Annotated in this window: 20 protein-coding genes and 2 pseudogenes; 7 read left to right on the forward strand and 15 right to left on the reverse strand. The window is 60.9% G+C overall.

Annotated features, from left to right (window positions below; translation table 11 throughout):
- Positions 1–170: 170 nt before the first annotated feature.
- The 8 genes from KBY08_RS12175 to KBY08_RS12210 form a co-directional block, all read right to left on the reverse strand.
- Positions 171–1799 (reverse strand): SPOR domain-containing protein, encoded by a 1629-nt coding sequence (locus tag KBY08_RS12175; RefSeq protein WP_152091804.1) that lies wholly within the window; start codon positions 1797–1799, stop codon positions 171–173.
- A gap of 10 nt (positions 1800–1809) precedes the next feature.
- On the reverse strand, positions 1810–2913 hold the full coding sequence (gene aroB, locus KBY08_RS12180; protein WP_003403032.1) for a 3-dehydroquinate synthase: 1104 nt from the start codon (positions 2911–2913) through the stop codon (positions 1810–1812).
- A 114-nt stretch (positions 2914–3027) separates the two neighbouring features.
- The gene (gene aroK / locus KBY08_RS12185; protein ID WP_011266378.1) at positions 3028–3546 is read right to left on the reverse strand and encodes a shikimate kinase AroK; all 519 of its coding nucleotides are present in this window, start codon (positions 3544–3546) and stop codon (positions 3028–3030) included.
- A gap of 4 nt (positions 3547–3550) precedes the next feature.
- Positions 3551–5656, reverse strand: a complete 2106-nt coding sequence (gene pilQ / locus KBY08_RS12190) for a type IV pilus secretin PilQ (protein ID WP_003403035.1) — start codon at positions 5654–5656, stop codon at positions 3551–3553.
- Between the two features lie 47 nt (positions 5657–5703).
- Positions 5704–6231, reverse strand: coding sequence for a type 4a pilus biogenesis lipoprotein PilP (pilP, locus tag KBY08_RS12195; protein WP_011266376.1), 528 nt, complete (start codon positions 6229–6231; stop codon positions 5704–5706).
- A complete protein-coding gene (gene pilO / locus KBY08_RS12200; protein ID WP_003403037.1) occupies positions 6228–6851 on the reverse strand; it encodes a type 4a pilus biogenesis protein PilO in 624 nt (207 codons plus the stop codon). The genes pilP and pilO overlap by 4 nt, the downstream gene beginning before the upstream one ends.
- Positions 6848–7423, reverse strand: coding sequence for a PilN domain-containing protein (locus tag KBY08_RS12205; RefSeq protein ID WP_003403038.1), 576 nt, complete (start codon positions 7421–7423; stop codon positions 6848–6850). Before KBY08_RS12205 ends, pilO begins: the two co-directional genes overlap by 4 nt.
- The gene (locus KBY08_RS12210) at positions 7423–8487 is read right to left on the reverse strand and encodes a pilus assembly protein PilM (RefSeq protein ID WP_003403040.1); all 1065 of its coding nucleotides are present in this window, start codon (positions 8485–8487) and stop codon (positions 7423–7425) included. The genes KBY08_RS12205 and KBY08_RS12210 overlap by 1 nt, the downstream gene beginning before the upstream one ends.
- 209 nt (positions 8488–8696) lie before the next feature.
- Here KBY08_RS12210 and KBY08_RS12215 point away from each other — a divergent pair, with 209 nt between their 5' ends.
- On the forward strand, positions 8697–11138 hold the full coding sequence (locus tag KBY08_RS12215; RefSeq protein ID WP_371834303.1) for a penicillin-binding protein 1A: 2442 nt from the start codon (positions 8697–8699) through the stop codon (positions 11136–11138).
- Positions 11139–11364: 226 nt separating this feature from the next.
- Here KBY08_RS12215 and KBY08_RS12220 read toward each other — a convergent pair.
- From KBY08_RS12220 to rpmE, 4 genes and pseudogenes are all read right to left on the reverse strand, one after another.
- Positions 11365–11493, reverse strand: a pseudogene (locus KBY08_RS12220) (IS110 family transposase); the annotation flags it as partial.
- 230 nt (positions 11494–11723) lie between these two features.
- Positions 11724–12992 carry a malic enzyme-like NAD(P)-binding protein gene (locus KBY08_RS12225; protein WP_011266374.1) on the reverse strand — a complete coding sequence of 423 codons (1269 nt, stop codon included), beginning with the start codon at positions 12990–12992 and terminating at the stop codon, positions 11724–11726.
- A gap of 181 nt (positions 12993–13173) precedes the next feature.
- Positions 13174–13977 carry a thermonuclease family protein gene (locus KBY08_RS12230; protein ID WP_032655047.1) on the reverse strand — a complete coding sequence of 268 codons (804 nt, stop codon included), beginning with the start codon at positions 13975–13977 and terminating at the stop codon, positions 13174–13176.
- A gap of 13 nt (positions 13978–13990) precedes the next feature.
- Positions 13991–14212, reverse strand: a complete 222-nt coding sequence (gene rpmE, locus KBY08_RS12235; RefSeq protein ID WP_003403048.1) for a 50S ribosomal protein L31 — start codon at positions 14210–14212, stop codon at positions 13991–13993.
- 169 nt (positions 14213–14381) lie between these two features.
- On the opposite strand from rpmE, the gene KBY08_RS12240 reads away from it, so the two are divergent.
- The 6 genes from KBY08_RS12240 to KBY08_RS12265 all read left to right on the forward strand — a co-directional run bounded on the left by KBY08_RS12240 (position 14382) and on the right by KBY08_RS12265 (position 21955).
- The gene (locus tag KBY08_RS12240) at positions 14382–16601 is read left to right on the forward strand and encodes a primosomal protein N' (RefSeq protein WP_003403050.1); all 2220 of its coding nucleotides are present in this window, start codon (positions 14382–14384) and stop codon (positions 16599–16601) included.
- A 97-nt stretch (positions 16602–16698) separates the two neighbouring features.
- On the forward strand, positions 16699–18438 hold the full coding sequence (argS, locus tag KBY08_RS12245) for an arginine--tRNA ligase (RefSeq protein WP_225651148.1): 1740 nt from the start codon (positions 16699–16701) through the stop codon (positions 18436–18438).
- Between the two features lies 1 nt (position 18439).
- On the forward strand, positions 18440–19135 hold the full coding sequence (locus KBY08_RS12250; protein WP_003403056.1) for an SPOR domain-containing protein: 696 nt from the start codon (positions 18440–18442) through the stop codon (positions 19133–19135).
- 415 nt (positions 19136–19550) lie between these two features.
- Positions 19551–20081 carry an ATP-dependent protease subunit HslV gene (hslV, locus tag KBY08_RS12255; RefSeq protein ID WP_003392345.1) on the forward strand — a complete coding sequence of 177 codons (531 nt, stop codon included), beginning with the start codon at positions 19551–19553 and terminating at the stop codon, positions 20079–20081.
- A 66-nt stretch (positions 20082–20147) separates the two neighbouring features.
- The gene (hslU, locus tag KBY08_RS12260) at positions 20148–21485 is read left to right on the forward strand and encodes an ATP-dependent protease ATPase subunit HslU (RefSeq protein WP_003316641.1); all 1338 of its coding nucleotides are present in this window, start codon (positions 20148–20150) and stop codon (positions 21483–21485) included.
- A 92-nt stretch (positions 21486–21577) separates the two neighbouring features.
- A complete protein-coding gene (locus tag KBY08_RS12265) occupies positions 21578–21955 on the forward strand; it encodes a gamma-butyrobetaine hydroxylase-like domain-containing protein (RefSeq protein WP_225651149.1) in 378 nt (125 codons plus the stop codon).
- Between the two features lie 257 nt (positions 21956–22212).
- On the opposite strand, the gene KBY08_RS12270 is transcribed toward KBY08_RS12265, so the two are convergent.
- The 3 genes and pseudogenes from KBY08_RS12270 to KBY08_RS12280 all read right to left on the reverse strand — a co-directional run bounded on the left by KBY08_RS12270 (position 22213) and on the right by KBY08_RS12280 (position 23490).
- Positions 22213–22938 (reverse strand): phasin family protein, encoded by a 726-nt coding sequence (locus tag KBY08_RS12270; protein WP_060406261.1) that lies wholly within the window; start codon positions 22936–22938, stop codon positions 22213–22215.
- Positions 22939–22948: 10 nt separating this feature from the next.
- Positions 22949–23150, reverse strand: a pseudogene (locus KBY08_RS12275) (phasin family protein); the annotation flags it as partial.
- Positions 23151–23211: 61 nt separating this feature from the next.
- Entirely contained in the window at positions 23212–23490 is a 279-nt protein-coding gene (locus tag KBY08_RS12280) for a polyhydroxyalkanoic acid system family protein (protein ID WP_011266368.1), read from the reverse strand.
- Between the last annotated feature and the right edge of the window lie 68 nt (positions 23491–23558).

A 23558-nucleotide genomic window follows, 5' to 3' on the forward strand; every position in this document is an offset into this window, starting at 1 on the left:
AACGGGTCGCTGTGCTAGTCAAAGTATTTCTTCATGAATCTGACTGACGCGACGGGAGACTGTAAGGCGCTTGTAACGCAGACGCCGCAAGGCTCGGGCCGATAGGCCGCGCGCGCAGGCGGGTTAAGTCAGGCAGGTCGGCAAACGGCCCGGGTAGGGCCGCTGCGACTTCAACGAGTGGCGCCGAGCTCTTGTTGGACGCTGGCGACAGTACGAGGCCAAGGTTTACCAGCCTGAACCTTGGCTGGCAATACCTTGATGGCTGCCAGGGCGGCAGCGCGGTCAGGAAAGTTGCCGTACGTCACAACGTACAGCGGCTTGCCCTGCAGGGTTTTCTTGAAATAACGATACTCGCCACCCTGCTCTGCAACGTAGGCCTGGGCCGTCGCTTCGGAGCTGGTGCCGAGAATCTGCACCACGTAGTGGCTTGGTGCCTGGCTGCTGTACCAGCTACCGCCGGCAGCCGGTTTGGCGGCGGCCGCTGCCGGTTTTTCAGCCGGTTTGGCAGCCGGAGCCGGGGCAGGCTTGGCCGTAGCAACCTGAGTCTGCGCAGGTGCCGGCTTGGCCGCTGGCGCAGGTGCAGGTGCAGGTGTCGGCGCAGGGATGGACGAACGAGGCGTCTGCGCTGCGGCCTGACCTGCCGGAACACCGGCTGGAGGCGCAGTAGTGGTCACGGTCGGCGGCTGGGCAGGCGAACCTGTCGGCACGGCGTCTTCGTCGGAATCACTGGAACCGGCGGCTTCGGCCAGAGGACCGCGCATCACCGGCTGGTTGCCATTCATCGGCAACGGCATCGGCTGGGAATTGCCAGCGAATTCGATGGCCGGGCTGCCGTTGTTCGATTGTTGAGCAGTTGGCTTGCCTTCGCCCAGCGGCAGTTGCGCCTGAGCGGAAGCCGGGGCATTGGCGGGTGTACCCGTCTTGTCGCCGCGACCCGGGATCAGCACGGCTGCTGCCACGGCCACTATGACAACGGCACCCAAGGCCAATACGTGTTTTTTCGGCATTTTGAACCCCACACTTGGACGCTTGACCGCGGAACGACTCGCGATCATCGCCTCGATCATTGAATCGCGGGCTACCTGGTTGATTGCGCCAGGCCAGCCATCGGACTGTTCATGAATATCGGTGATCTGGTCGGCGGTGAACAACGCGATTCCCTGCCCTGCACCCTCCAGACGCTGAGCCAGATACTCCCGGGTTTCCTCTTCCGTATAGGGTTGCAGCTCGATGACGTGAAAGCGTTCGCCTTCGACATCGCCCTGCAGGTCGGCACACATCTGATCGAGACGATCGAGCAGCGATGGCTCTCCGAACAGGAATACATGCGGACGCCCTTCAGGCGTTCCCGCAGCAAGACCCAGCAACGCTTCGAGCGCCGAATCGCCAAGTTGTTCCGCATCGTCAACCAGCAGGTAGACTTCCTGACCGGTCAGCCCGAGCTGCACGACCTGCGACAGGATCGACTGCATTTCAGCCTGGGCGACGCTCAGCGCCTGCGCGACCTGCTGCAGCACGCCCGCAGCATCGCCGGCACCGCGCGCAGAAATCACGACACTTTGCACCGACTGCTTGTTGGTACTCGCCACCAACGCCTGACGCAGCAGGGTCTTGCCGCTGCCCTGAGGCCCGGTGACCGCCAGCAGCAACTGGCTGTAGCGCGCCAGATGATGAAGCTGACCCAGCACAGGCTTGCGTTGGGCAGGAAAGAATTTGAAGCCAGGTACCCGCGCCGCAAAGGGGTCATGACTCAACTGATAATGGCCGAGGAAGGCCTCGTCGGCATGCAAACTAGTCATGGGGTTTCCGTTAACCTCTGAGCTGATCCACCAGGGCGCGATAATCCGCAACCAGAGTGGCCTGTAATACTTCTTTTGGATATTCGTCCGTGATAACCGCTTCACCCATCCGGCGCAACAGCACCAGACGCAAGCGACCGTCGATGACTTTCTTATCGATCGCCATGTGTTCGAGGAAATTGTCTTGCGTCATGTCCTGCGGCGGCACGACCGGCAGCCCGGCACGCTGAAACAGGCGAATGCCGCGATCCCGCTCCTGCGTGCTGATCCAGCCCAGGCGCGAGGACATTTCCAGCGCCATGACCGTACCGGCAGCAACCGCCTCGCCATGCAGCCAGACACCATAGCCCATATGCGTCTCGATGGCGTGCCCGAATGTGTGACCCAGGTTCAATGTCGCACGAACACCGGACTCGCGCTCATCGGCGCCGACCACCAGCGCCTTGGCGGCGCAGGAACGTTCGATGGCCACGGTCAGCGCCGCCTGGTCCAGCCCGCGCAGTGCATCGACGTGCTCTTCGAGCCAGGTCAGAAAGGGTTCGTCGCAGATCAGGCCGTACTTGATGACTTCCGCCAGCCCGGCGGACAGCTCGCGCTCGGGCAGAGTATTGAGCGAGGCGGTATCGATCAGCACCACACTCGGCTGATAGAAGGCACCGACCATGTTCTTGCCCAGCGGGTGGTTGATGCCGGTCTTGCCGCCGACCGACGAGTCCACCTGAGACAGCAGCGTGGTCGGGATCTGGATGAAGTTCACGCCACGCTGATAGCAGGCGGCAGCGAACCCGGCCATGTCGCCGATCACCCCGCCACCCAGGGCGATGACCGTGGTACGACGATCATGACGGGCGGTCAGCAGGCCATCGAAAATGGTCTGCAGGGTCTCCCAGTTCTTGAACGCCTCGCCATCGGGCAGAACAATCGGCAGAACGTTGTAACCGGCCAGGGTTTGCGTCAGGCGTTCCAGGTACAGCGGTGCCACTGTCGTGTTGGAAACGATAGCCACCTGACGCCCGACGATATGCGGGGTCAGGAGCTCTGGCTGATCCAGCAGGCCTTCGCCAATATGGATCGGGTAGCTACGCTCACCAAGCTCGACCTTAAGTGTCTGCATGTGTCCCCACATTGATTACCGATTGGACGGTGTGTGCTTCAGCAGGTCATGACGCAAGGCCATGCACCGTCGCTGTTTTCCGGGCGTCGAGAATAGCGCATTTTCGCCTGCGCTTTAACGGGGAGGAAGCTCTGCCAGTCGCGCCAGTATCTCAAGAACCACCATTCGGGGCGGCCGCTCATCGGTTTCAATCACTATATCGGCGATTTCCCGATAAAACGGGTCACGGATGGCCAGCAACTCGCTCAGTACCCGGGCAGGATCGGCGGTACGCAGCAAAGGCCGATTGCGATCACGCGCGGTGCGCCCCACCTGTTGCTCGATCGAGGCGTGCAGATAAACCACGCGCCCGCCGGCGCGCAGTGCATGGCGATTTTCGCTGCGCATGACCGCACCACCGCCGGTCGCCAGAACCACGCCATCGGCGGCGCACAGCTCGGCAATCATGGCCTGCTCGCGATCACGAAAACCCGGTTCGCCTTCTTTGTCGAAGATCCAGGGAATATTGGCGCCCGTACGCAGCTCGATTTCCTTGTCGGAATCCTTGAACGGCAGTCGCAATTCTTTGGCAAGCAAACGGCCGATGGTGCTCTTGCCAGCACCCATCGGCCCCACAAGTATTAAATTTCGCACAAAATCAACGACTCACAGAAATCGCCTGGTTGTTCATGATACGCGGAGTCAAAAATACCAACAGCTCGGATTTGGACTCGGATACCACATCGCGCCTGAAAAGCCGGCCAAGATACGGTACATCGCCAAGAAATGGCACTTTATCGACAACTTTACTTTGCGTATTCGAGAACACACCACCGATGACGATGGTTTCGCCGTCGGAAATCAGCACCTTGGCGTTGACCTCGTTCTTCTTGATGGGCGGTACGCCCAGTACCGCATTCAGGTAGTCCGGCTCGTCCTTGGTGACCTTCACTTCCATGATGATGCGGTTGTCCGGCGTGATCTGCGGCGTCACTTCAAGCGACAGGGAAGCTTCCTTGAAGCTCACGGTGGTCGCACCGCTGGAGCTGGATTCCTGGTACGGGATCTCCGTGCCCTTGAGGATCTTGGCGGTTTCCTTGTCGGAAGTGACCACCTTGGGCTGGGAGACGATTTCACCGTTACCGGTTTTCTCCATGGCACTCAGCTCAAGGTCCAGCAGCGTGTTGTTGGTCACGAAGCCCAGGCCTATGCCGGTCGTCGCATCAGCAGCGCCCAGGTCCACGAACGGCACGTTGGAGGTCACACTGCTGCCAGTGTTACCGGCCTCGTCGCCGTTATTATCCAGCCCGTAGGTTGTCCATTTGCCGCTGCCGCTGGTGTTGGTAGACCCGCCCCAGCGTACCCCGAGCTGCTTGTTGTAATCGACGTTGGCCTCGACGATGCGCGCCTCGATCATCACCTGGCGTACCGGGATGTCCAGTTGCGACACGATACGACGCAGTTCGTCGAGTCGTTCCTGGGTCTGGTAGGCAATGATGTTGTTGGTCCGGTCGTCCACCGTGATCGAGCCGCGCTCGTCGGCCTTGGACTCGGCGCTGGTCACGGACTGGAACAGCTTGGCGATGTCGGCTGCCTTGGCGTAATTGACCTGCAGCAGTTCGCGGCGCAGGGGCGCCAGCTCGGCGATCTGTTTGAGCGATTCCAGCTCCTGACGCTCACGGGCGGCAATTTCATCGGCTGGTGCGACCAGCAGAACGTTGCCAACCTTGCGCTTGTCCAGGCCCTTGGTTTTCAGCACCAGATCCAGCGCCTGATCCCATGGCACATTCTGCAGACGCAGGGTGATACCGCCCTGGACCGTATCACTGGCCACCAGATTGAGGTTGGTGAAGTCGGCAATCAGCTGCAGCACCGAACGCACATCGATGTCCTGGAAGTTCAGCGACAGCTTTTCACCGGTGTACACCGGCTTGTCGGCAGCGCGGCGGTCCAGATCCTCGTTGGTCAACGGGCGCACGCTGATCGTCAGCTTGTTTTCGGTCTGGAACGCCGAGTAGTCGAAGGCGCCCGACGGCTCGATCAGAATGCTGGCCTTGTCACCTGTCGCCGAAGCACTGACGAACTGCACCGGCGTGGCGAAGTCCTTGACGTCCAGGCGGACGCGCAGCGGTTCGGGCAGCTGGGTCTTGGCGAAGTCCACGCGGATCTTGCCGCCCTGCTCCTGAATATCCGGGGCAATGCTGGGGTTGCTCAGGTCAATGACCACATTGCCTTCACCCAGCTCGCCACGCTGAAAGTCGACATTCCTGATGGCCTTGACGCCAGCGGGGATGAACGGCTTGGCGGATGCCGGTGTGGGCGGTGGCACCGCGACCCGTTGCGCGCCCATCGCGGTAGTCGGCTGGGAGGCTTGCGCGGCGCCGGCACCCTGGCCGATGACCACGAACAGGTTGTTGCCATCGACGCGGGAGCTGTACGGCGAAAGCGTGGTCAGGTTGATGATCACCCGGGTACGGTCCTGAGCCTGTACCACGACCACACTGCGCGCATTGCCGGTGCCCAGGTCACGACTTTTGGTCGCCAGCTGGCTGGTAACACCCGGCAGGTCCAGCGCAATGCGCGCCGGTTGCGAGGTGGTGTAACCGCGCGGTGCAGGCACCGGGGCGTCGAATGCCAGCTTCAGCTCGATGCGGTCACCCGGCAGGGCGGCGACATCCAGGGTCTTGAGGTTGGCAGCCTGGAGAACCGGCGACAGCATCGCGATGCATAACGACACGCCGATAATCGAGAGAATCCGGGTCATGATCAATTTCCGTTGAGCGCTACTGTGCATACTTGGCCTTGCCCACTTCATGAGCGTTCTTTGAGGGCGATCGTGCGCGGCCTTTCCAGCCACGCCCCCTCTCCATCAGGAACAATTTCGATGACATCAACCTGCGCGTCGCCGATCGACACTACCCGGCCGTTGTTACGCCCCAGATAATCCCCCACCTTGACGCGATGAACACCTCCGGCACCGCGCAGCAGGGCGAATGTCCCTGACTCGTTGCCAATCGTGCCGACCATCTCGAACGACTCGATATTGAAGCCTTCAAGGAACTGTTTGACCCGGTGTTCGTCCGGCGCCACCAGCCGTGACCCCTTCTGGCGGTTGAGCAGGTCGATCTTGACCGGCGGCTGAAAAGGACTGCGCAGCGTGGAGGCGTTGTAGGTGAACGCCTCATACGGCCGAAACTTGGGCAGCGGCTCGATGTTGCCACTCGGGCGGGCTCTGGCCTGATCCATGAATTCAGAAAGATCGGCAAAATCATTGTCATTACCGCAACCGGCCAGCCCTGCCAGAACCACACTGACGCACAGCAATCGCGCCGCCCTCATTTCTTCAGCCCTTCATCGTTGTAGCGGTAGGTCTTGGCCAGAATGCTCATGCGCAACTTGGTCGGCACCTTGGGATCGACCGGCTTGATTTCGAAATCATGCAGCGTGACGATGCGCGGCAGGCTGGCGACGCCGCTGACGAAGGTCGCCAGGTCGTGATAACCACCGACCACGGTGATCTGTATCGGCAGCTCGATGTAGAACTGCTGGGCCGCCTCGGGCAGCAGCTTGATTTCCTCGAACTCGAGCCCGCTTCCCAGTCCGGTGCGGGTGATGTCCTCAAGCAGCCCAGGCACTTCGGTGTCGCTGGGCAATTGCCGCAGCAGGGCACCGAAGGTGTTTTCCATTTCTTCCATCTGCTTCTTGTACGGCTCGAGGTTGGCCGCCTGGAAGGCCTTGTTGGAGAACTGCTCCTTGAGCGTCACCTCGCTGCCCTGCGCGCTTTCCAGCTGGGTTTCCAGGTCCTGGATAAAGAAGAAATAGCCCAGAGCGAAAATCATGACCGCGACCAGCACCCCGGCAATGGCCTTGATCGCCGCAGGCCATGAACCGAGGTTGTTCAGGTCCAGTTCGCTCAGATCGACCTTGCGCAGCCCTTCCAGCCATTCGGACATATTCATGGCTTGGCTCCTGCGGCAGCGGCAACCGGTGGCTGGGTCTGGCGTACGGTCAACTGAAAGACGTTGGCCTGATCCACAGCACCGGCGGTCGTGGCCTTGACCTCGGTCAGGCTCGGCGCTTCCAGCCAGTCGGAAGCTTCAAGATTACGCATCAGGTCGGAAACCCGGTTGTTCGACTCGGCAGCACCATTGATGGCGATCAGCTTGTCGGTCATTTTGACCTGCGAGTAATAGACGCCATCCGGCAGAGTCCGCGCCAGTTGATCGAAGACGCGCCCGGTGATCGGGCGGTTGCCTTGCAGGTCCTGAATGATCTTCATGCGCTCGAGCAGTTGCTTGCGACGGGCCTTGAGGTCGCTGATCTCCTTGATGCGGATATCGAGCTGGGCAATCTGTGTCTGCAGAAACGCATTGCGCGCCATCTGATGCTCGAGGGCGTTGCTGACGTACCGATCGATCAGAAACAGAATGCCGACTGATACCACCAACACGCCGACCAAGGCAGTCAGGAAGCGTTTCTTTCGTTCTTCGCGAAGCTCTTCGCGCCACGGTAATAAGTTGATCCGCGCCATCAGTCGAAACTCCTCAACGCCAGGCCACACGCGATCATCAGCGCCGGCGCATCACTGGCCAGGGCGCCGGCATTGACCTTGGAACTCAGGGCCATGTCGGCAAACGGGTTGGCGACCATGGTCGGAGTGCCGATGCGCCGCTGGATCAGATGCTCCAGCCCTGAAATCGAAGCCGTGCCGCCTGCCAGCATGATGTGATCCACGGAGTTGTATTGACCGGCCGCAAAGAAGAACTGCAGGGAGCGGGAAACCTGCTGCACCAGCGCTTCCTTGAAGGGGTCGAGCACCTCGCTGACGTAGTCGTCGGGCAAGCCGCCCTGCTTCTTGGCAAGCCCGGCTTCCTCCATGGAGAGCCCGTAGCGGCGCTGAATTTCGTCAGTCAGCTGGCGCCCGCCAAACAGCTGCTCGCGGGTATAAATGATCCGGCCATGATGCAGCACGCTCAGGGTGGTCATGGTGGCGCCGATATCGACCACGGCCACCGTCAGCTCGTCATGACCGTTGCCCAGTTGCGCGGCCAGCAGTCCGAACGAGCGCTCGAGGGCGTAGGCTTCGACATCGACCACGCGCGCGGTCAGCCCGGCCAGCGCCAGGGCGGCCTCGCGCACTTCGACGTTCTCCTTGCGGCAGGCAGCCAGCAGCACCTCGACGCGCTCGGGATTGCGCACCGAATAGCCCTGCACTTCGAAATCGATGGCGACTTCTTCCAGCGGATAGGGGATGTACTGGTCAGCTTCAAGCTTGAGCTGGTTTTCCATGTCATCGTCGGAAAGACCGGCGTCCATCTCGATGGTCTTGGTGATCACCGCCGAACCGGCCACGGCAACCGCCACGTTCTTGACGCTGGTCTTGGCCTTGGCGAGCACGCGAGACAACGCCTGCCCGACCCCTTCGAGTTCGGCAATGTTCTTTTCGACGACAGCGTTGGCCGGCAACGGCTCTACTGCGTAAGACTCGACCTTGTAACGGGTGCCGGAACGACTCAATTCCAGGAGTTTTACCGAGGTGGAGCTAATATCGATCCCTAGAAGGGTGTTGGCCTTCTTACTGAAGAGTTCGAACACAACCTGATTCCTATGAGTTTCCGTCACTTACGGAGTTATTTCGGGCCAACGTCACTGTCGACAGCCTTGACAGTAGCGCAAATCACGCGTGGGGACGAAAAATGCTTATAATGCCCAGCGTTTTTTTCATTTAACAAAGCTTCAAGGCATGTTCATTTGTAAATGCCTGCGCTTAACCCATTATTTTTTCTGGAAATCCAAAAGCCTTGATACGCCTGCTGAAGTTTTTCTGGTGGTCCCTCGTCGCGGTATTCTGCTCGCTGTTGCTTGGCCTGAGCGGCGCGTTTCTTTACCTGAGCCCGACCCTGCCCTCCGTTGACGCGCTGCGAAGCATTCAACTGCAAATCCCCCTGCGCGTGTTCACCAGCGACGGCAAGCTGATTGCCGAGTTCGGTGAAATGCGCCGCACGCCGATTCGCTTCGCGGAAATCCCGCCCAATTTCATCAACGCACTGCTGTCGGCCGAAGACGACAACTTCGCCAACCACTACGGCGTCGACCCGGGCAGCCTGATGCGCGCCGCCACTCAACTGGTCAAGAGCGGCCATATCCAGTCAGGCGGCAGTACCATCACCATGCAGGTCGCGAAAAACTTCTTCCTGACCAGCGAGCGCAGCTTTTCGCGCAAAACCACCGAGATCCTGTTGGCCTTGCAAATCGAGCGCCAACTTACCAAGGACGAGATTCTCGAGCTGTACGTCAACAAGATTTATCTGGGTAACCGCGCCTACGGGATCGAGGCAGCGGCGCAAGTCTACTATGGCAAATCGATTCGCGATGTAAGCCTTGCGCAAATGGCCATGATTGCCGGTCTGCCCAAGGCACCGTCACGCTTCAACCCGTTGGCCAACCCGACCCGTGCCAAGGAACGTCGCGACTGGATCCTCGGCCGCATGTATCGCCTGGGCAAGATCGACCAGACGGCTTACCAGGCAGCGCTGAACGAACCGCTCAACGCCAGCTATCACGTGCCGACGCCGGAAGTGAATGCACCGTACATCGCTGAAATGGCGCGGGCAGAAATGGTCGGCCGCTATGGCAGCGAGGCCTACACAGAAGGCTTCCGCGTCACCACGACGGTGCCGAGCGACCTTCAGGAACACGCCAACAAGTCCATCCAGCAAGGCTTGATCGATTACGACCAGCGCCACGGCTACCGTGGTCCGGAAAGCCGCTTCCCGGGCATGACCCGCGCCAACTGGGTACAGGAACTGACCAGGCAGCGCATGATCAACGGCCTCGAGCCCGGCATCGTGACCCAGGTCGACAAGACCGGTCTGCGCGTTCTGACCCACAACGGCGAGAAGGAAGAAACCGTAGACTGGGCCACCATGAAGTGGGCGCGGCCTTACCTGAATACCAACAGCCTGGGCGCCAATCCGAAGCAGCCGGGTGACGTTGCCAAGGTCGGCGACCTGGTTCGTCTGCTGCGCCAGGACGATGGCTCGCTGAAATTCAGTCAAATTCCCGTCGCGCAGAGCGCACTGGTATCGCTTGATCCGCAGAACGGTGCCATTCGTGCGCTGGTCGGCGGCTTCGCGTTCGAGCAGAGCAACTACAACCGCGCCATGCAGGCCAAACGTCAACCGGGCTCCAGCTTCAAGCCGTTCATCTACAGCGCTGCGCTGGATAACGGTTACACCGCTTCCAGCCTGGTTAACGACGCGCCTATCGTCTTTGTCGACGAATACCTGGACAAGGTATGGCGTCCGAAAAATGACACCAACACCTTCCTCGGGCCGATCCGCCTGCGCGAGGCGCTGTACAAGTCTCGTAACCTGGTATCGATCCGCTTGCTTCAGGCCCTCGGCATCGACAGCACCATCGACTACATCACCCGCTTCGGCTTCTCCAAGCAGGACTTGCCGCGCAACCTGTCGCTGGCACTGGGTACGGCGACACTGACCCCGATGGAAATCGCCACCGGCTGGGCAACCTTCGCCAACGGCGGTTACAAGGTCAGCCCTTATCTGATCCAGACCATCGAGAACCGTGACGGCCAGACCCTGTTTGTCGCCAACCCGCCAAGCGTTCCGGCCAATGATGTCAATACCGCGCCCAATACTTCGACCTTTGCGGTACATGACAGCCCGAGCGTGGTTGCGGGTCCACCGGGCGCACCCGCCCAGCCGCAAGCGCCTGCCGTTGCCGAGCGCATTGTCGATGGCCGCACCACGTACATTCTGAACAGCATGCTGCAGGACGTGATCAAGCGCGGCACCGGGCGCCGCGCGCTGTCCATGAACAGACCGGACATCGCCGGCAAGACCGGTACCACCAACGATTCCAAGGATGCCTGGTTCTCCGGGTATAACGCAGACTACGTGACGACGGTGTGGAGTGGTTTCGATCAGCCTGAAAGCCTTGGCCGTCACGAATTCGGCGGGACGGTCTCGCTGCCGATCTGGATGGACTACATGAGCGCTGCGCTCAAGGACAAGCCGCCGCATCAACAGGCCGAACCGCCAGGCATTCTCAGCCTGCGCGTCGACCCATTGAGTGGCCGCGCCGCTACGCCAAGCACGCCGAACGCATTCTTCGAGCTGTTCAAAAGCGAAGACACACCGCCAAGCGTCAACGAACTGGGCGGCAGCAGTGCACCGGGCAGTCCGTTGCCAGCGGATGAGTCAGCGCCGATCGATTTGTTCTGATAGCACTGCGCGGGCTTGTGACACGGAGCGTCACGAAAGGCATTGCCACGCTGGAGCGTGAGGAACGATAGTCGTCAATAAGATCACCATCGTGCCCATGCTCCGCCCTGACGGTTATACGCAGGTCCCGTGGGAGCCAACTGTCTTTCATCATCCCCCGATGAATGGGCATTTTATAATGCCATCGCGGATAGATTCCGCGATGGCAGGCAAAGACCGCCCCCATTCAAACCGCATGATCACGCCATGGTGTTCCGTCGCGCACCATGGCGTTCAGGCGTATCAGCAACACCCGCATGCAGGCCACCAGGGCCACTTTCGCGCACTTGCCTTTGGCACGCAGCCTCGCATACCGGCCTCTTCGCGAGCAAGCTCGCTCCCACAAGTGCGGTGTATACCTGACCGGCAGGCGGGGCAGCGGGGAGATAACTGCCCCTGAAGATTTTATGGCGTGTGAAGATCTTGTGGGAGCGAGCTTGCTCGCGAAGAGGCCAGTTCAATCCCGAAAATGCCCCACAAGTGCAGGGTATCCAAGGCATAAAAAAACCCCTGCATCGCTGCAGGGGTTTTTTATTGGCTCAGGGATCAGCCCTTGAACACGTCATCCACGCTGGTCAGCGGGTAGTGCTTCGGATACGGCAGGGTGGCAACGCCGCTTTCGATGGCGGCCTTGGCCACTGCATCGGCGATCAGGCCCAGCAGGCGCGTATCCATTGGTTTCGGGATGATGTACTCACGACCGAATTCCAGTTTGATGCCGCCGTAGGCGTCGCTGACTTCCTGTGGCACAGGCAGCTTGGCCAGTTCGCGCAGGGCGTTGGCCGCAGCGATTTTCATTTCTTCGTTGATGCGCTTGGCGCGAACGTCCAGAGCACCGCGGAAGATGAACGGGAAGCCCAGCACGTTGTTGACCTGGTTCGGGTAGTCCGAACGGCCAGTGGCCATGATCACATCGCTGCGCGTGGCGTGAGCCAGTTCCGGGGAAATTTCCGGATCAGGGTTCGAGCAAGCGAACACGATCGGGTCCTTGGCCATCAGCTTGAGGTTTTCAGCGCTCAGCAGGTTAGGGCCGGACAGGCCTACGAATACGTCAGCGCCATCCAGTGCATCGGTCAGCGAGCGCTTCTCGGTAGCGTGAGCGAATGCAGCCTTGTACTGGTTCAGGTCGGTACGGCCGGAGTGGATAACGCCGGTACGGTCGACCATGAAGATGTTTTCGATCTTCGCGCCCATGCTCACCAGCAGCTTCATGCAGGAGATGGCTGCAGCGCCAGCGCCCAGGCAGACGATCTTCGCCGATTCGAGGGTCTTGCCGACGATTTCCAGTGCGTTGATCATGCCGGCCGCCGTCACGATAGCGGTGCCGTGCTGGTCATCATGGAAAACCGGGATGTCGCACTGTTCGATCAGCGCCTTCTCGATTTCAAAGCACTCAGGCGCCTTGATGTCTTCCAGGTTGATGCCACCGAAGGTGATGGAGATACGCTTGACGGTGTCGATGAACGCCTGCGGGCTTTCGGAATCGACTTCGATATCGAAAACGTCGATACCGGCGAAGCGCTTGAACAGAACGCCCTTACCTTCCATGACCGGCTTGGAAGCCAATGGCCCCAGATCGCCGAGGCCGAGAATCGCGGTGCCATCAGAAATAACTGCTACCAGATTGCCTTTGCCGGTGTACTTGTAAGCCAGCTCGGGGTCACGGGCAATTTCACGCACGGGTTCAGCAACGCCAGGGCTGTAGGCCAGAGCCAGGTCACGAGCGGTTGCGGTCGGCTTGGTGAGTTCGACGCTCAGCTTCCCCGGACGAGGATTGGCATGGTATTCGAGCGCGGCAGTTTTCAGATCTGACATGTATTGGATTCCGCTTTTTTTACTGTGGGACAGACGGACCGCCGAGGATACGCAAGATGCATAGTCCTAACAAGACTGACCAGTCACTGCTGTCAATAGGCACAGGCTTAGACTTTAGCTTAGAGGTCTGATACGTGAACACTCGGTCACGCTCGTCGGATCACCGGCCTGAAGGGCGCTTCTAACGGCGGGAAGGGCTCAGCATGGCGGGATGGGTCAGTGGCAGCAGCCAGCGGGACTGCCCGGCTTTCAGGCCCGCGCGCCGGGAGCGGTCGACTACCCAGCCACGCGCTTCGACCTGCTGCCCTTGGAGGCGCTGGAGCATCGCCGTATCGAACGCATTCAGGTGGGCAGGCGCGACACGCAGGACCAGCGAGCCCTGCAACTCGATCCAGATACCGCCGCGATTGCGCTGCACACGCCTGACCTGACCGGACACAATCGCGAACCCGCCTTTGCTCAGCCGGGTCGAGGACTGCACCGGCGAATTGCGCCACACACCCAGCCGCGCCTGACGTGCCTGACGCTCCGCGCCCTGCTGGCAAGCGACCAGCCTGACATTGGGCGCAACGGCCACCAGATAGCCCAGACCTTCACTCAGCAACTGCGCCTCGAGGTTGGCGCCCTTACGGTCATAGACGTTGGCCAGCGTGCGGCCGTAATGATCCTTGCCCTGCTGGCCGATACGCAGCCTGACCTTGCCGCCGCTTTCATTCACCAGCGTCTGCAAGCGCTTTTTCGCCGCCTCGGCAAACGGTTCGGCCGACCGGCCTTTCCTGCCGGTTTCAGGCGTATTGAGCCCGATCATTCGCACACTGCGGCCATCGGTCAGCTTTAACGTGTCGCCGTCGACCACACGCTGCACCTGTGCAATCGGCAACGAGGCAGGTGCGGGGCAGAAGGCCTGCGCAGCGGACACCCAAATCGCGGGCATAAAAAAGACGCCCACAAGGAGCGCCTTTTCAAGCAGCCTGGAGATGCCCATAGGGCAGCCAGTCTTACTTCGCTTTGGTTGCGCCGAACGCACCGAAACGGGATTTGAACTTGTCGACACGGCCGCCAACGTCAAGCATCTTCTGCTTGCCGGTGTAGAACGGGTGGCACTCGTTGCACACGTCCAGGCTCAGAGGAGCGGCCAGGGTGGAACGGGTCTTGATGACATTGCCGCAGCTGCAGGTAGCGTCAATGGCTTCGTAAACTGGATGGATATCAGCTTTCATCGGTACTTCCTCGGTCTAACGCGCCGCCACCCAACACTATTGTTGAATACCGCACGGAAATAGGCTGCGGATAGTACCAGACAATTGCAACGACGCAAGCGAACCTTCACACCGGTCGTCTGCTAAGATCGCGCCTCCGTCATCACTTATCACCACAGGGAAACACCGCGTGCCCGACGCCATCCTGCGCCTTGCCCTGCCCTCGCCGCTTCGCCGCCTGTTCGACTACCGCGCCCCCGCGGGCGTGTCGCGCAGCGCCTTGCAGCCGGGCATGCGTCTGCGAGTGCCGTTCGGACGTCGGGAAATGATCGGCATTCTGGTGGAAGTGGTCGATCACAGCGAAGTACCCGCCGACAAGCTGAAGCCGGCTATCGCCCTGCTCGACAGTGAAGCGCCGCTGCCGCCCGCACTGTTCAAGCTGTGCCTGTGGACCTCGCAGTACTACCAGCACAGCCTCGGAGACACACTGAGCTGGGCCTTGCCGGTGCTGCTGCGTCAGGGCGAACTGGCCGAAAGTCGCCAAGAGCGCTTCTGGCATGTGGCCCCGGGCGCCAGCGTCGACGATCCGCGCATCGCCCGCGCGCCCAAGCAGCGCGAAGCCCTGACCACCCTTGCCCAGCACCCGCACGGAGTGGCGCATCAACTGCTCAGCAAGCTGATGCTTAACAGGGACAGCCTCAACCTGTTGCTGGCCAAGGAGCTGGTGTACGTCGAGGTCCGCAGCCATGCGCCCAGCGCACGCCATGAACACTGGCTGGCCCAGCCTGAATTGCCACTCAACACCGAACAACGCGCCGCTTACGAAGCGATCCGCGCCGGATTCGACAGCTTTCATGCGTTTCTGCTGGCCGGTGTCACCGGCAGCGGCAAGACCGAAGTCTATCTGCAACTGATCCGCGAAACCCTCGAAGCCGGAAAGCAGGCGCTGGTGCTGATCCCGGAAATCAACCTCGGCCCGCAGACCCTGGCGCGCTTCGAGCAGCGCTTCAATGCGCGCATTGCGCTGGTCCACTCGGCGGTCAACGACCGCGAACGGCTGGACGCCTGGCTGGCGGCTCGCGATGGCGAGGCGGACATCATCATCGGCACGCGTTCGGCGCTGTTCACGCCGATGAAAAACCCCGGCCTGATCATCATCGACGAAGAACACGACGGTTCCTATAAACAGCAGGAAGGTCTGCGCTATCACGCCCGCGATCTGGCACTGGTGCGGGCGCGTCAGGAAAACATTCCGATTGTCCTGGGCTCGGCCACGCCGTCCCTGGAAAGCCTGCACAACGCCTACACCGGCCGCTATGGCCTGTTGCGCCTGAATCAGCGCGCGGGCGGCGCACAACAGCCGCGTTTCATGCGCCTGGACGTCAAGAGCCGACCGCTGGACAGCGGCATCTCCGGGCCCATGCAGCAGGCCATCGGCCAGACGCTCGCGGCAGGCCAGCAGGTTTTGGTGTTCCTCAACCGTCGCGGCTTTGCGCCAACCTTGCTGTGCCACGACTGCGGCTGGATGTCCGGCTGCCAACGCTGCGATGCACGCATGACCGTGCACCAGCGCTCGGGCGAACTGCGCTGCCATCACTGCGGGTATGTCGAGCGCGTACCGCGTCAGTGCCCGTCGTGCGGCAAGGTGGATTTGCGCCCGGTAGGCGCCGGCACCGAGCGCGCCGAAGAGCGCCTGGCGATTCTGTTTCCGGACTACCCCGTGCTGCGTGTCGATCGCGACAGCACGTCGCGCAAGGACGCCATGAACCAGCTGTTCACGACGATCCAGCGCGGTCAGCCGTGCATTCTGGTCGGCACGCAAATGCTCGCCAAGGGCCATCACTTTCCCCGGGTCACGCTGGTCTCGATTCTGGACGCCGACGGCGGGCTGTTTTCCGGCGACTTCCGCGCCAGCGAGCGCATGGCGCAACTGATCGTGCAGGTGGCAGGCCGTGCCGGGCGCGCCGAAGAGCCTGGCAAGGTGATCATCCAGACCCACCTGGCCGACCATCCGTTGCTGATCCAGCTGACCGAGCAGGGTTATTTCGCCTTTGCCGAACAAGCGTTGAGCGAGCGCCGTTCAGCGGGTCTGCCACCGTTTTCACACCTTGCACTGCTGCGCGCCGAAGCGCACAAGCCGGGGCAGGCCGAGGCCTTTCTTGATCAGGCCTGCAGCGATGCCGAGCAACTGGTTGCGCAAATGGCGCTGGGCGGCATTGAGCTGCTGGGCCCGGTTCCGGCACCGATGGAACGCCGCGCCGGGCGTTATCGCGCGCAACTGCTGGTGCAGTCCAGCGCCCGCGCGCCACTGCATAAATTGCTTGCCACCTGGCTGCTCGCGCTGGAGCAAATGCCCAGCGGTCGACAGGTCAGATGGTCGCTGGATGTGGATCCTGTGGATCTTTATTAAGTCACGCCGTTGGCAAGCAGGCTTGAGCAGCGGATAATGCAGAGTTTTTCCACCCGCGCATCGAAGCGCCACCGCGCTTGCGGTCGAAGAGAGCACCATGAAAGACACGATTCGCCAGCTGATTCAACAAGCCCTGACCCGTCTCGTCACCGAGGGCGTCTTGCCAGAAGGGCTGACGCCGGCGATTCAGGTGGAAAACGCCCGCGACAAGACGCACGGCGACTTCGCCAGCAATATCGCGATGATGCTCGCCAAGCCTGCCGGCATGAAACCGCGCGATCTGGCTGAAAAACTGATCGCCGCCCTCCCGGCCGACGAGCAGATCAGCAAGGTCGAAATTGCCGGGCCGGGCTTCCTGAACTTCTTCCAGAACACCGCCGCGCTCGCCGCACGCCTCGACGCTGCCTTGGCCGACCCGGAAAAACTGTCGGTCCGCAAGGCGAGCGCTGCACAGCGCGTGGTCGTCGATCTGTCGGCACCCAATCTGGCCAAGGAAATGCACGTTGGGCACCTGCGCTCGACCATTATTGGCGACGGCGTGGCGAACGTTCTCGAGTTTCTCGGCGACACGGTCATTCGCCAGAACCACGTGGGCGACTGGGGCACCCAGTTCGGCATGCTGCTGGCCTATCTGCAGGAAAAGCCGGCGACCAGCGACGAGCTGTCCGACCTGGAAAACTTCTACCGCGCCGCCAAGCAGCGCTTTGACGAGTCCGAAGAGTTCGCCGAGCGTGCCCGTGGCCTGGTGGTCAAGCTGCAGGCCGGCGATGCCGAATGCCTGGCGCTGTGGACGCGCTTCAAGGACATCTCGCTGTCGCACTGCCAGGAGACCTACGAGCGCCTCAACGTCAAGCTGACCCCGGCCGACGTGATGGGCGAAAGCGCCTATAACGATGACCTGGCCAATGTCGTCAACGACCTGAAAGCCACGGGCCTGCTGGTCGAGAGCAATGGCGCACAATGCGTGTTCCTCGAAGAATTCCGCACCGCCGATGACACGCCGTTGCCGGTCATCGTGCAGAAGGCCGGTGGCGGTTATCTGTATGCCACCACCGACCTGGCAGCGATCCGCTATCGCAGCAAGGTGCTCAAGGCCGATCGCGTACTGTATTTCGTCGACCAGCGTCAGGCCCTGCACTTCCAGCAGGTGTTCGAAGTGGCGCGCCGCGCCGGTTTCGTGCATGACGGCATGCAGCTCGAACACATGGGCTTCGGCACCATGAACGGCGCCGATGGCCGCCCGTTCAAGACCCGCGATGGCGGCACGGTCAAGCTCATCGACCTGCTCGATGAAGCCGAAGAGCGCGCCTACACGCTGGTCAGGGAAAAGAACCCGGAAGTCGCCGAAGCGGAATTGCGCAGCATTGCCAAGGCCGTGGGCATCAGTGCGGTGAAATACGCCGACCTGTCCAAGCACCGCGCCAGCGATTACAGCTTCAACTTCGATCAGATGCTCAGTTTCGAAGGCAACACCGCGCCCTATCTGCTGTACGCCTACACCCGTGTGGCCGGCGTGTTCCGCAAGCTGGGCAGCGCGTTTGACGCCAGCAAGGGCCAGATCGTCCTCGCAGCGCCGCAGGAACAGGAACTGGCCGCACGTCTGGCGCAGCTCACCGAAACACTGAACAACGTCGCAGAAAAAGGCACACCGCACGTACTTTGTGCTTACCTGTATGACCTTGCGGGTCTGTTTTCGAGCTTTTACGAAAACTGCCCGATCCTTGGTGCGGAAAACCCCGATCAGCAACAGAGCCGTCTGCGCCTGGCTGCACTGACCGGCCGCACCCTCAAGCAAGGCCTGGACCTGTTGGGTCTGGAAACTCTGGAGCGTATGTAAGTTGGCAGTTGCGAAGAAGAAACCGGCACCCAAGCGGGGCGCCAGCCGTTACCAGGCACCCGCGAAGAAGCCGATTCCAGGATGGTTGTGGCTGGCGATTGGCTTGACCGTGGGCGCATTCGTGGTCTTTTTGATGAAGCTCGAACCCGGTGGCGATGACGTCAAGCGGGTCAGGGCAGACGCCAAGGCTGCAAAGATCGCCGAAGCGAACAAGACACCGCCAAGCCCTACGGCGCCGGTCAAACCCAAGTACGACTTCTACACATTGCTGCCGGAATCGGAAGTGATCGTGCCGAACGAGGCCGTGCCGGAGAAAACCCCGCCGCCTGTGGCACCGACAGCACCGGTCTCGCCGGAACAGGCAGCCAAGATCGACACGGCACGTGCCCAGGCAGCCCTCAGCGGCCTGACGCCTCCGCCGGCGCCACCGGTTGCGACCACCAAGCCGGCAGCGGTGACGACGTTCTTCCTGCAGGCAGGCTCGTTCCGCAAACAGGCTGACGCCGAGAAGGTCCGCGCGCAAATCATCCTGCTGGGCCAGACCTCTACCGTCGAGTCGGGCACCGTCAAGGATGAAACCTGGTATCGCGTACTGGTCGGCCCGTTCAGCAACCGCGAACAACTGACCACTGCCCAGAAACAACTGGCAAGCGGCGGATTTAGTAACCTGTTGTTGCAACAGCGCCAGAGCCGCTAGCCAAAGCGCCGCTGTTTCCGTGCTCATCGCGTGTTTTCGATGAGTACGGAGAACGGAGCTTCTGCCCGAAGGGCGTAGGAGCGGACTTGTCCGCGATCTGCCGGGAACCGGCAGCAAAACCAGCCGCATCTGTGTATCAGACCCAGCCGAGACAGCCTGTTTGGGGGCCGCTTCGCAGCCCATCGCGGACAAGTCCGCTCCTACGCCCGTTGGGCAGAATCAAAACGGCCTTCTGTCCGCTACAAAAACCGGGAGATCGCGGACAAATGAAGCGTCGCCCGGTCCGCTTAAAGAGTTGGGACAAGAATCATACGGTCATTCCCCCCCGATTCATCCCCAAGGTTGAAATACTCACCCACACCCCCATATGAGTTTGCATCAGGGCATTTTCGCCCCGCAGTGTGGAGACTCTCCCTTGACCACCATCGTTTCAGTGCGCCGCCACGGTAAAGTCGTCATGGCTGGCGACGGCCAGGTTTCTCTGGGCAACACCGTCATGAAAGGCAACGCCAAGAAGGTACGCCGCCTGTATCACGGTGAAGTGATCGCCGGATTCGCTGGCGCGACCGCCGATGCATTCACGCTGTTCGAACGCTTCGAGGCCCAACTGGAAAAACACCAGGGGCATCTGGTTCGTGCAGCCGTCGAACTGGCCAAGGACTGGCGCACCGATCGCTCGCTGAGCCGCCTTGAAGCCATGCTGGCCGTCGCCAACAAGGACGCCTCGCTGATCATCACCGGCAACGGTGACGTGGTCGAGCCCGAGGACGGACTGATCGCCATGGGCTCCGGCGGCGCATTCGCTCAGGCCGCAGCACGCGCCCTGCTGCTCAAGACCGACCTGTCGGCCCGCGAAATTGCCGAGACTTCCCTGCATATCGCCGGCGACATTTGCGTGTTCACCAACCACAACATCACCATTGAGGAGCAGGACCTCGCCGGCTAAGCCGCTGCCGGGCCGCACATCTTGCGGCCCCATCGACTTGACCGTACCAGAGGACCGTGAATAACCATGTCAATGACTCCCCGCGAAATCGTCCATGAACTCAACCGCCATATTATCGGCCAGGACGATGCCAAGCGCGCCGTGGCCATTGCCCTGCGCAATCGCTGGCGCCGCATGCAGTTGCCGGAAGAGCTGCGTGTTGAAGTAACCCCCAAGAACATTCTGATGATCGGTCCGACCGGTGTCGGCAAAACCGAAATCGCCCGTCGTCTGGCCAAACTCGCCAACGCGCCGTTCATCAAGGTCGAAGCCACCAAATTCACCGAAGTTGGTTATGTGGGTCGTGATGTAGAGTCGATCATCCGTGATCTGGCCGATGCCGCGATCAAGCTGCTGCGCGAACAGGAAATCGTCAAGGTGCGTCACCGTGCCGAAGATGCTGCCGAAGAGCGCATTCTCGACGCCCTGCTGCCACCGGCCCGGGTCGGCTTCAACGAAGACCCGGCGCAGAGCAGCGATTCCAATACCCGTCAGCTGTTCCGCAAGCGTCTGCGCGAAGGCCAGCTGGATGATAAGGAAATCGAGATCGAGATCAACGAAGCCGTTGGTGTCGATATCTCCGCGCCGCCTGGCATGGAGGAGATGACCAATCAGTTGCAGAGCCTGTTTGCCAACATGGGCAAGGGCAAGACCAAGAGCCGCAAACTCAAGGTCAAGGAAGCGCTCAAGCTGGTACGCGAAGAAGAAGCGGGCCGTCTGGTCAATGAAGAAGAGCTGAAAGCCAAGGCGCTGGAAGCGGTCGAACAACACGGCATCGTGTTCATCGACGAAATCGACAAGGTGGCCAAGCGTGGTAATTCGGGCGGTGTCGACGTGTCCCGTGAAGGCGTGCAGCGCGACCTGCTGCCGCTGATCGAAGGCTGCACCGTGAACACCAAACTGGGCATGGTCAAGACCGACCACATCCTGTTTATCGCCTCGGGCGCGTTCCATTTGAGCAAGCCGAGTGATCTGGTCCCCGAGCTGCAAGGCCGTCTGCCGATCCGCGTCGAACTCAAGGCGCTGTCGCCGCAGGACTTCGAGCGCATCCTCAGCGAGCCGCATGCGTCGTTGACCGAACAGTACCGCGAGCTGCTCAAGACCGAAGGCCTGAAGATCGAGTTCAAGCCTGAAGGCATCAAGCGTCTGGCCGAGATCGCCTGGCAGGTCAACGAGAAGACCGAAAACATTGGTGCCCGCCGCCTGCACACGCTGCTTGAGCGCCTGCTCGAGGAAGTCTCGTTCAGCGCCGGCGACCTGGCCATCAGCCCTGACGCAGCGCCGATTGAAATCGATGCAGAATACGTCAACAGTCACCTGGGTGATCTGGCAGAAAACGAAGACCTGTCGCGTTATATTCTCTAAGCCACACGCGGTTGGCATTTCAGGCTGCAAGAGGTTGTTCACTCTTGCAGCTTTTTGCTTCTGCCCGACGCTTAAAACCCGAGACTGCAGCCATGCCCGCTCTGCCCACTGCCATCCAGTTGCACAAGGCCTCCAAGACCCTGACGCTGAAATACGCGCCGGATGAGGAATACCATTTGCCCGCCGAATTTCTGCGGGTGCATTCCCCTTCTGCCGAAGTTCAGGGCCACGGCCGGCCGATCCTGCAATTCGGCAAACTGGGAGTCGGCCTGACCAAGGTCGAGCCCGCCGGGCAATATGCGCTGAAACTCACTTTCGATGACGGCCATGACAGCGGCCTGTTTACCTGGGAATACCTGTACGAACTGGCCACACGGCAGGCTTCGCTGTGGGAAGACTACCTGCAGGAACTCGAAAAATCCGGCAAGTCCCGCGACCCTTCCGAACACGTCATCAAACTGATGCTCTGATCCGCCTGCAGGTGTCCGCATGAACACCATTGTGCCGATGCGCCGCGTGGGCATGCCGTTCTGGACGCTCTGCGTCCTACCTTGAGCAGGTGGCGCGGCGTAGATCTGTGACGCGGAGCGTCACGAAAGGCATTCCCACGCTGGAGCGTGAGGAACGATAGGCGTCAGGTAGATCACCATCGTGCCCATGCTCCGCGTGGGTATGCCGTTCGGGACGCTCTGCGTCCTATCTTCTTTGTTGCAGCCGGGTATCAGGGCTAAATCACTGTCTTTTCCGATGCGGCCGGCGTAGAGGGCTTGGCAGCAGGTTTGGCCGCCGGCTTTCTTGTCGCTGTTTTTTTCGCTGCTGCAGTTTTGGTCGCGGTGCTGGTTTTGCGGGTGCTCGCAGCGGCAGGCTTGTTGGCAGCCTCGACGGGCCCGGCCGCTGCTTTCTTGACGGCTGGCTTGGCCGCTACGCTCTTGTCCGCCGCTTTGACGACAGGCTTGGGCGCAGCCTTGACCAACGGTTTCGCCGCGTTCTTCGTCGCTGCCGGTTTGGCCGCCACAGTGCGCGAAGCAGCCGGTCTGGCTTTCGCGCCCGTCAGTAGCTCGATCTGCCGGGTCAGCTGGTCGACCTTGCTGTTCAGCGCCTGTACTTCACTGCGGCTCGGCACACCCAGGCGCGCAATCGCGCCATTCAGACGCTTGTCGAAAGCCTCTTCCAGCTCGTTCCACTTGCCAACCGCGAGGTCTTTCACGTCGTCCACGCGGGACTTGGCCGACTTGCTGGTGTTCTTGACGTCATCGAGCTGCTTCTGCGCTTCGACCTTGGTCAGCTTCTCGGCCTTCTCGCCGTCCTTCACCAGCGTCTCGAAAAGCTTGCTGCCGTCATTGCTGATTTTGGAATACGCGCCCAAACCAGCCAGCCAGATCTGACGAGAGTACTTCTCAACCTCGCCCATCCAGGAGCTGCCATCTTTTTCGGTTTTTTTCTTGCCAGCCATCCTGTTCTCCTTATCGTCCAGACGTGGAACGCCCGAGTCGTTTCGGCACGCAGCGTTCGAGCTTTTATCGGCCCGACACGCTCATGCAGCACCGGCGGCTCATCGAGCCTGGCAAGGAGCGTGTCTACATCATGTGTAGACGCGATACCGATCCGGTTCAAGGCCTTTGCGACTCGAAGGTCGAAAGCACGCTCGATTCTGTCGATTTGCGCGCATAAAAGAGCGCATGGGCACACGGCGGCGAAGAAAAATCAGCAGGTCTGCATACGGCACTCAGGCAGCGAGCGCCTTGTCCAGAACGCGCTCGACTTCTGTTTTGATCGAACCGCTCATGGCCGACAGGATGAAGTTCAGCTCGATGTTGACGCGGATCAAAGCCTCTTCGACCTCGACCTCACCCTTGGCGCCCTTGCCCTCCAGTTTTACGGTATCGCCAGCCCATTCGTGGGCCAGTCCGTATCGGGTGGACAGCTTCTCGACCAGTTGCTCGGCCTTTTTGCGGGCCTTCTCGAGGCCCAGGGCGTGCGGGCGTTCAACGGTTATCTTGGCCATCGGAGGCTTCCTTGATCGTCATATGAAATGCGGCGCAACTATATACACCCGCCCGCATCCAAGAAAGC

Origin of the sequence: Pseudomonas sp. P135, assembly GCF_020312125.1 — a bacterium.
Classification (GTDB): Bacteria; Pseudomonadota; Gammaproteobacteria; order Pseudomonadales; family Pseudomonadaceae; genus Aquipseudomonas; species Aquipseudomonas fragariae.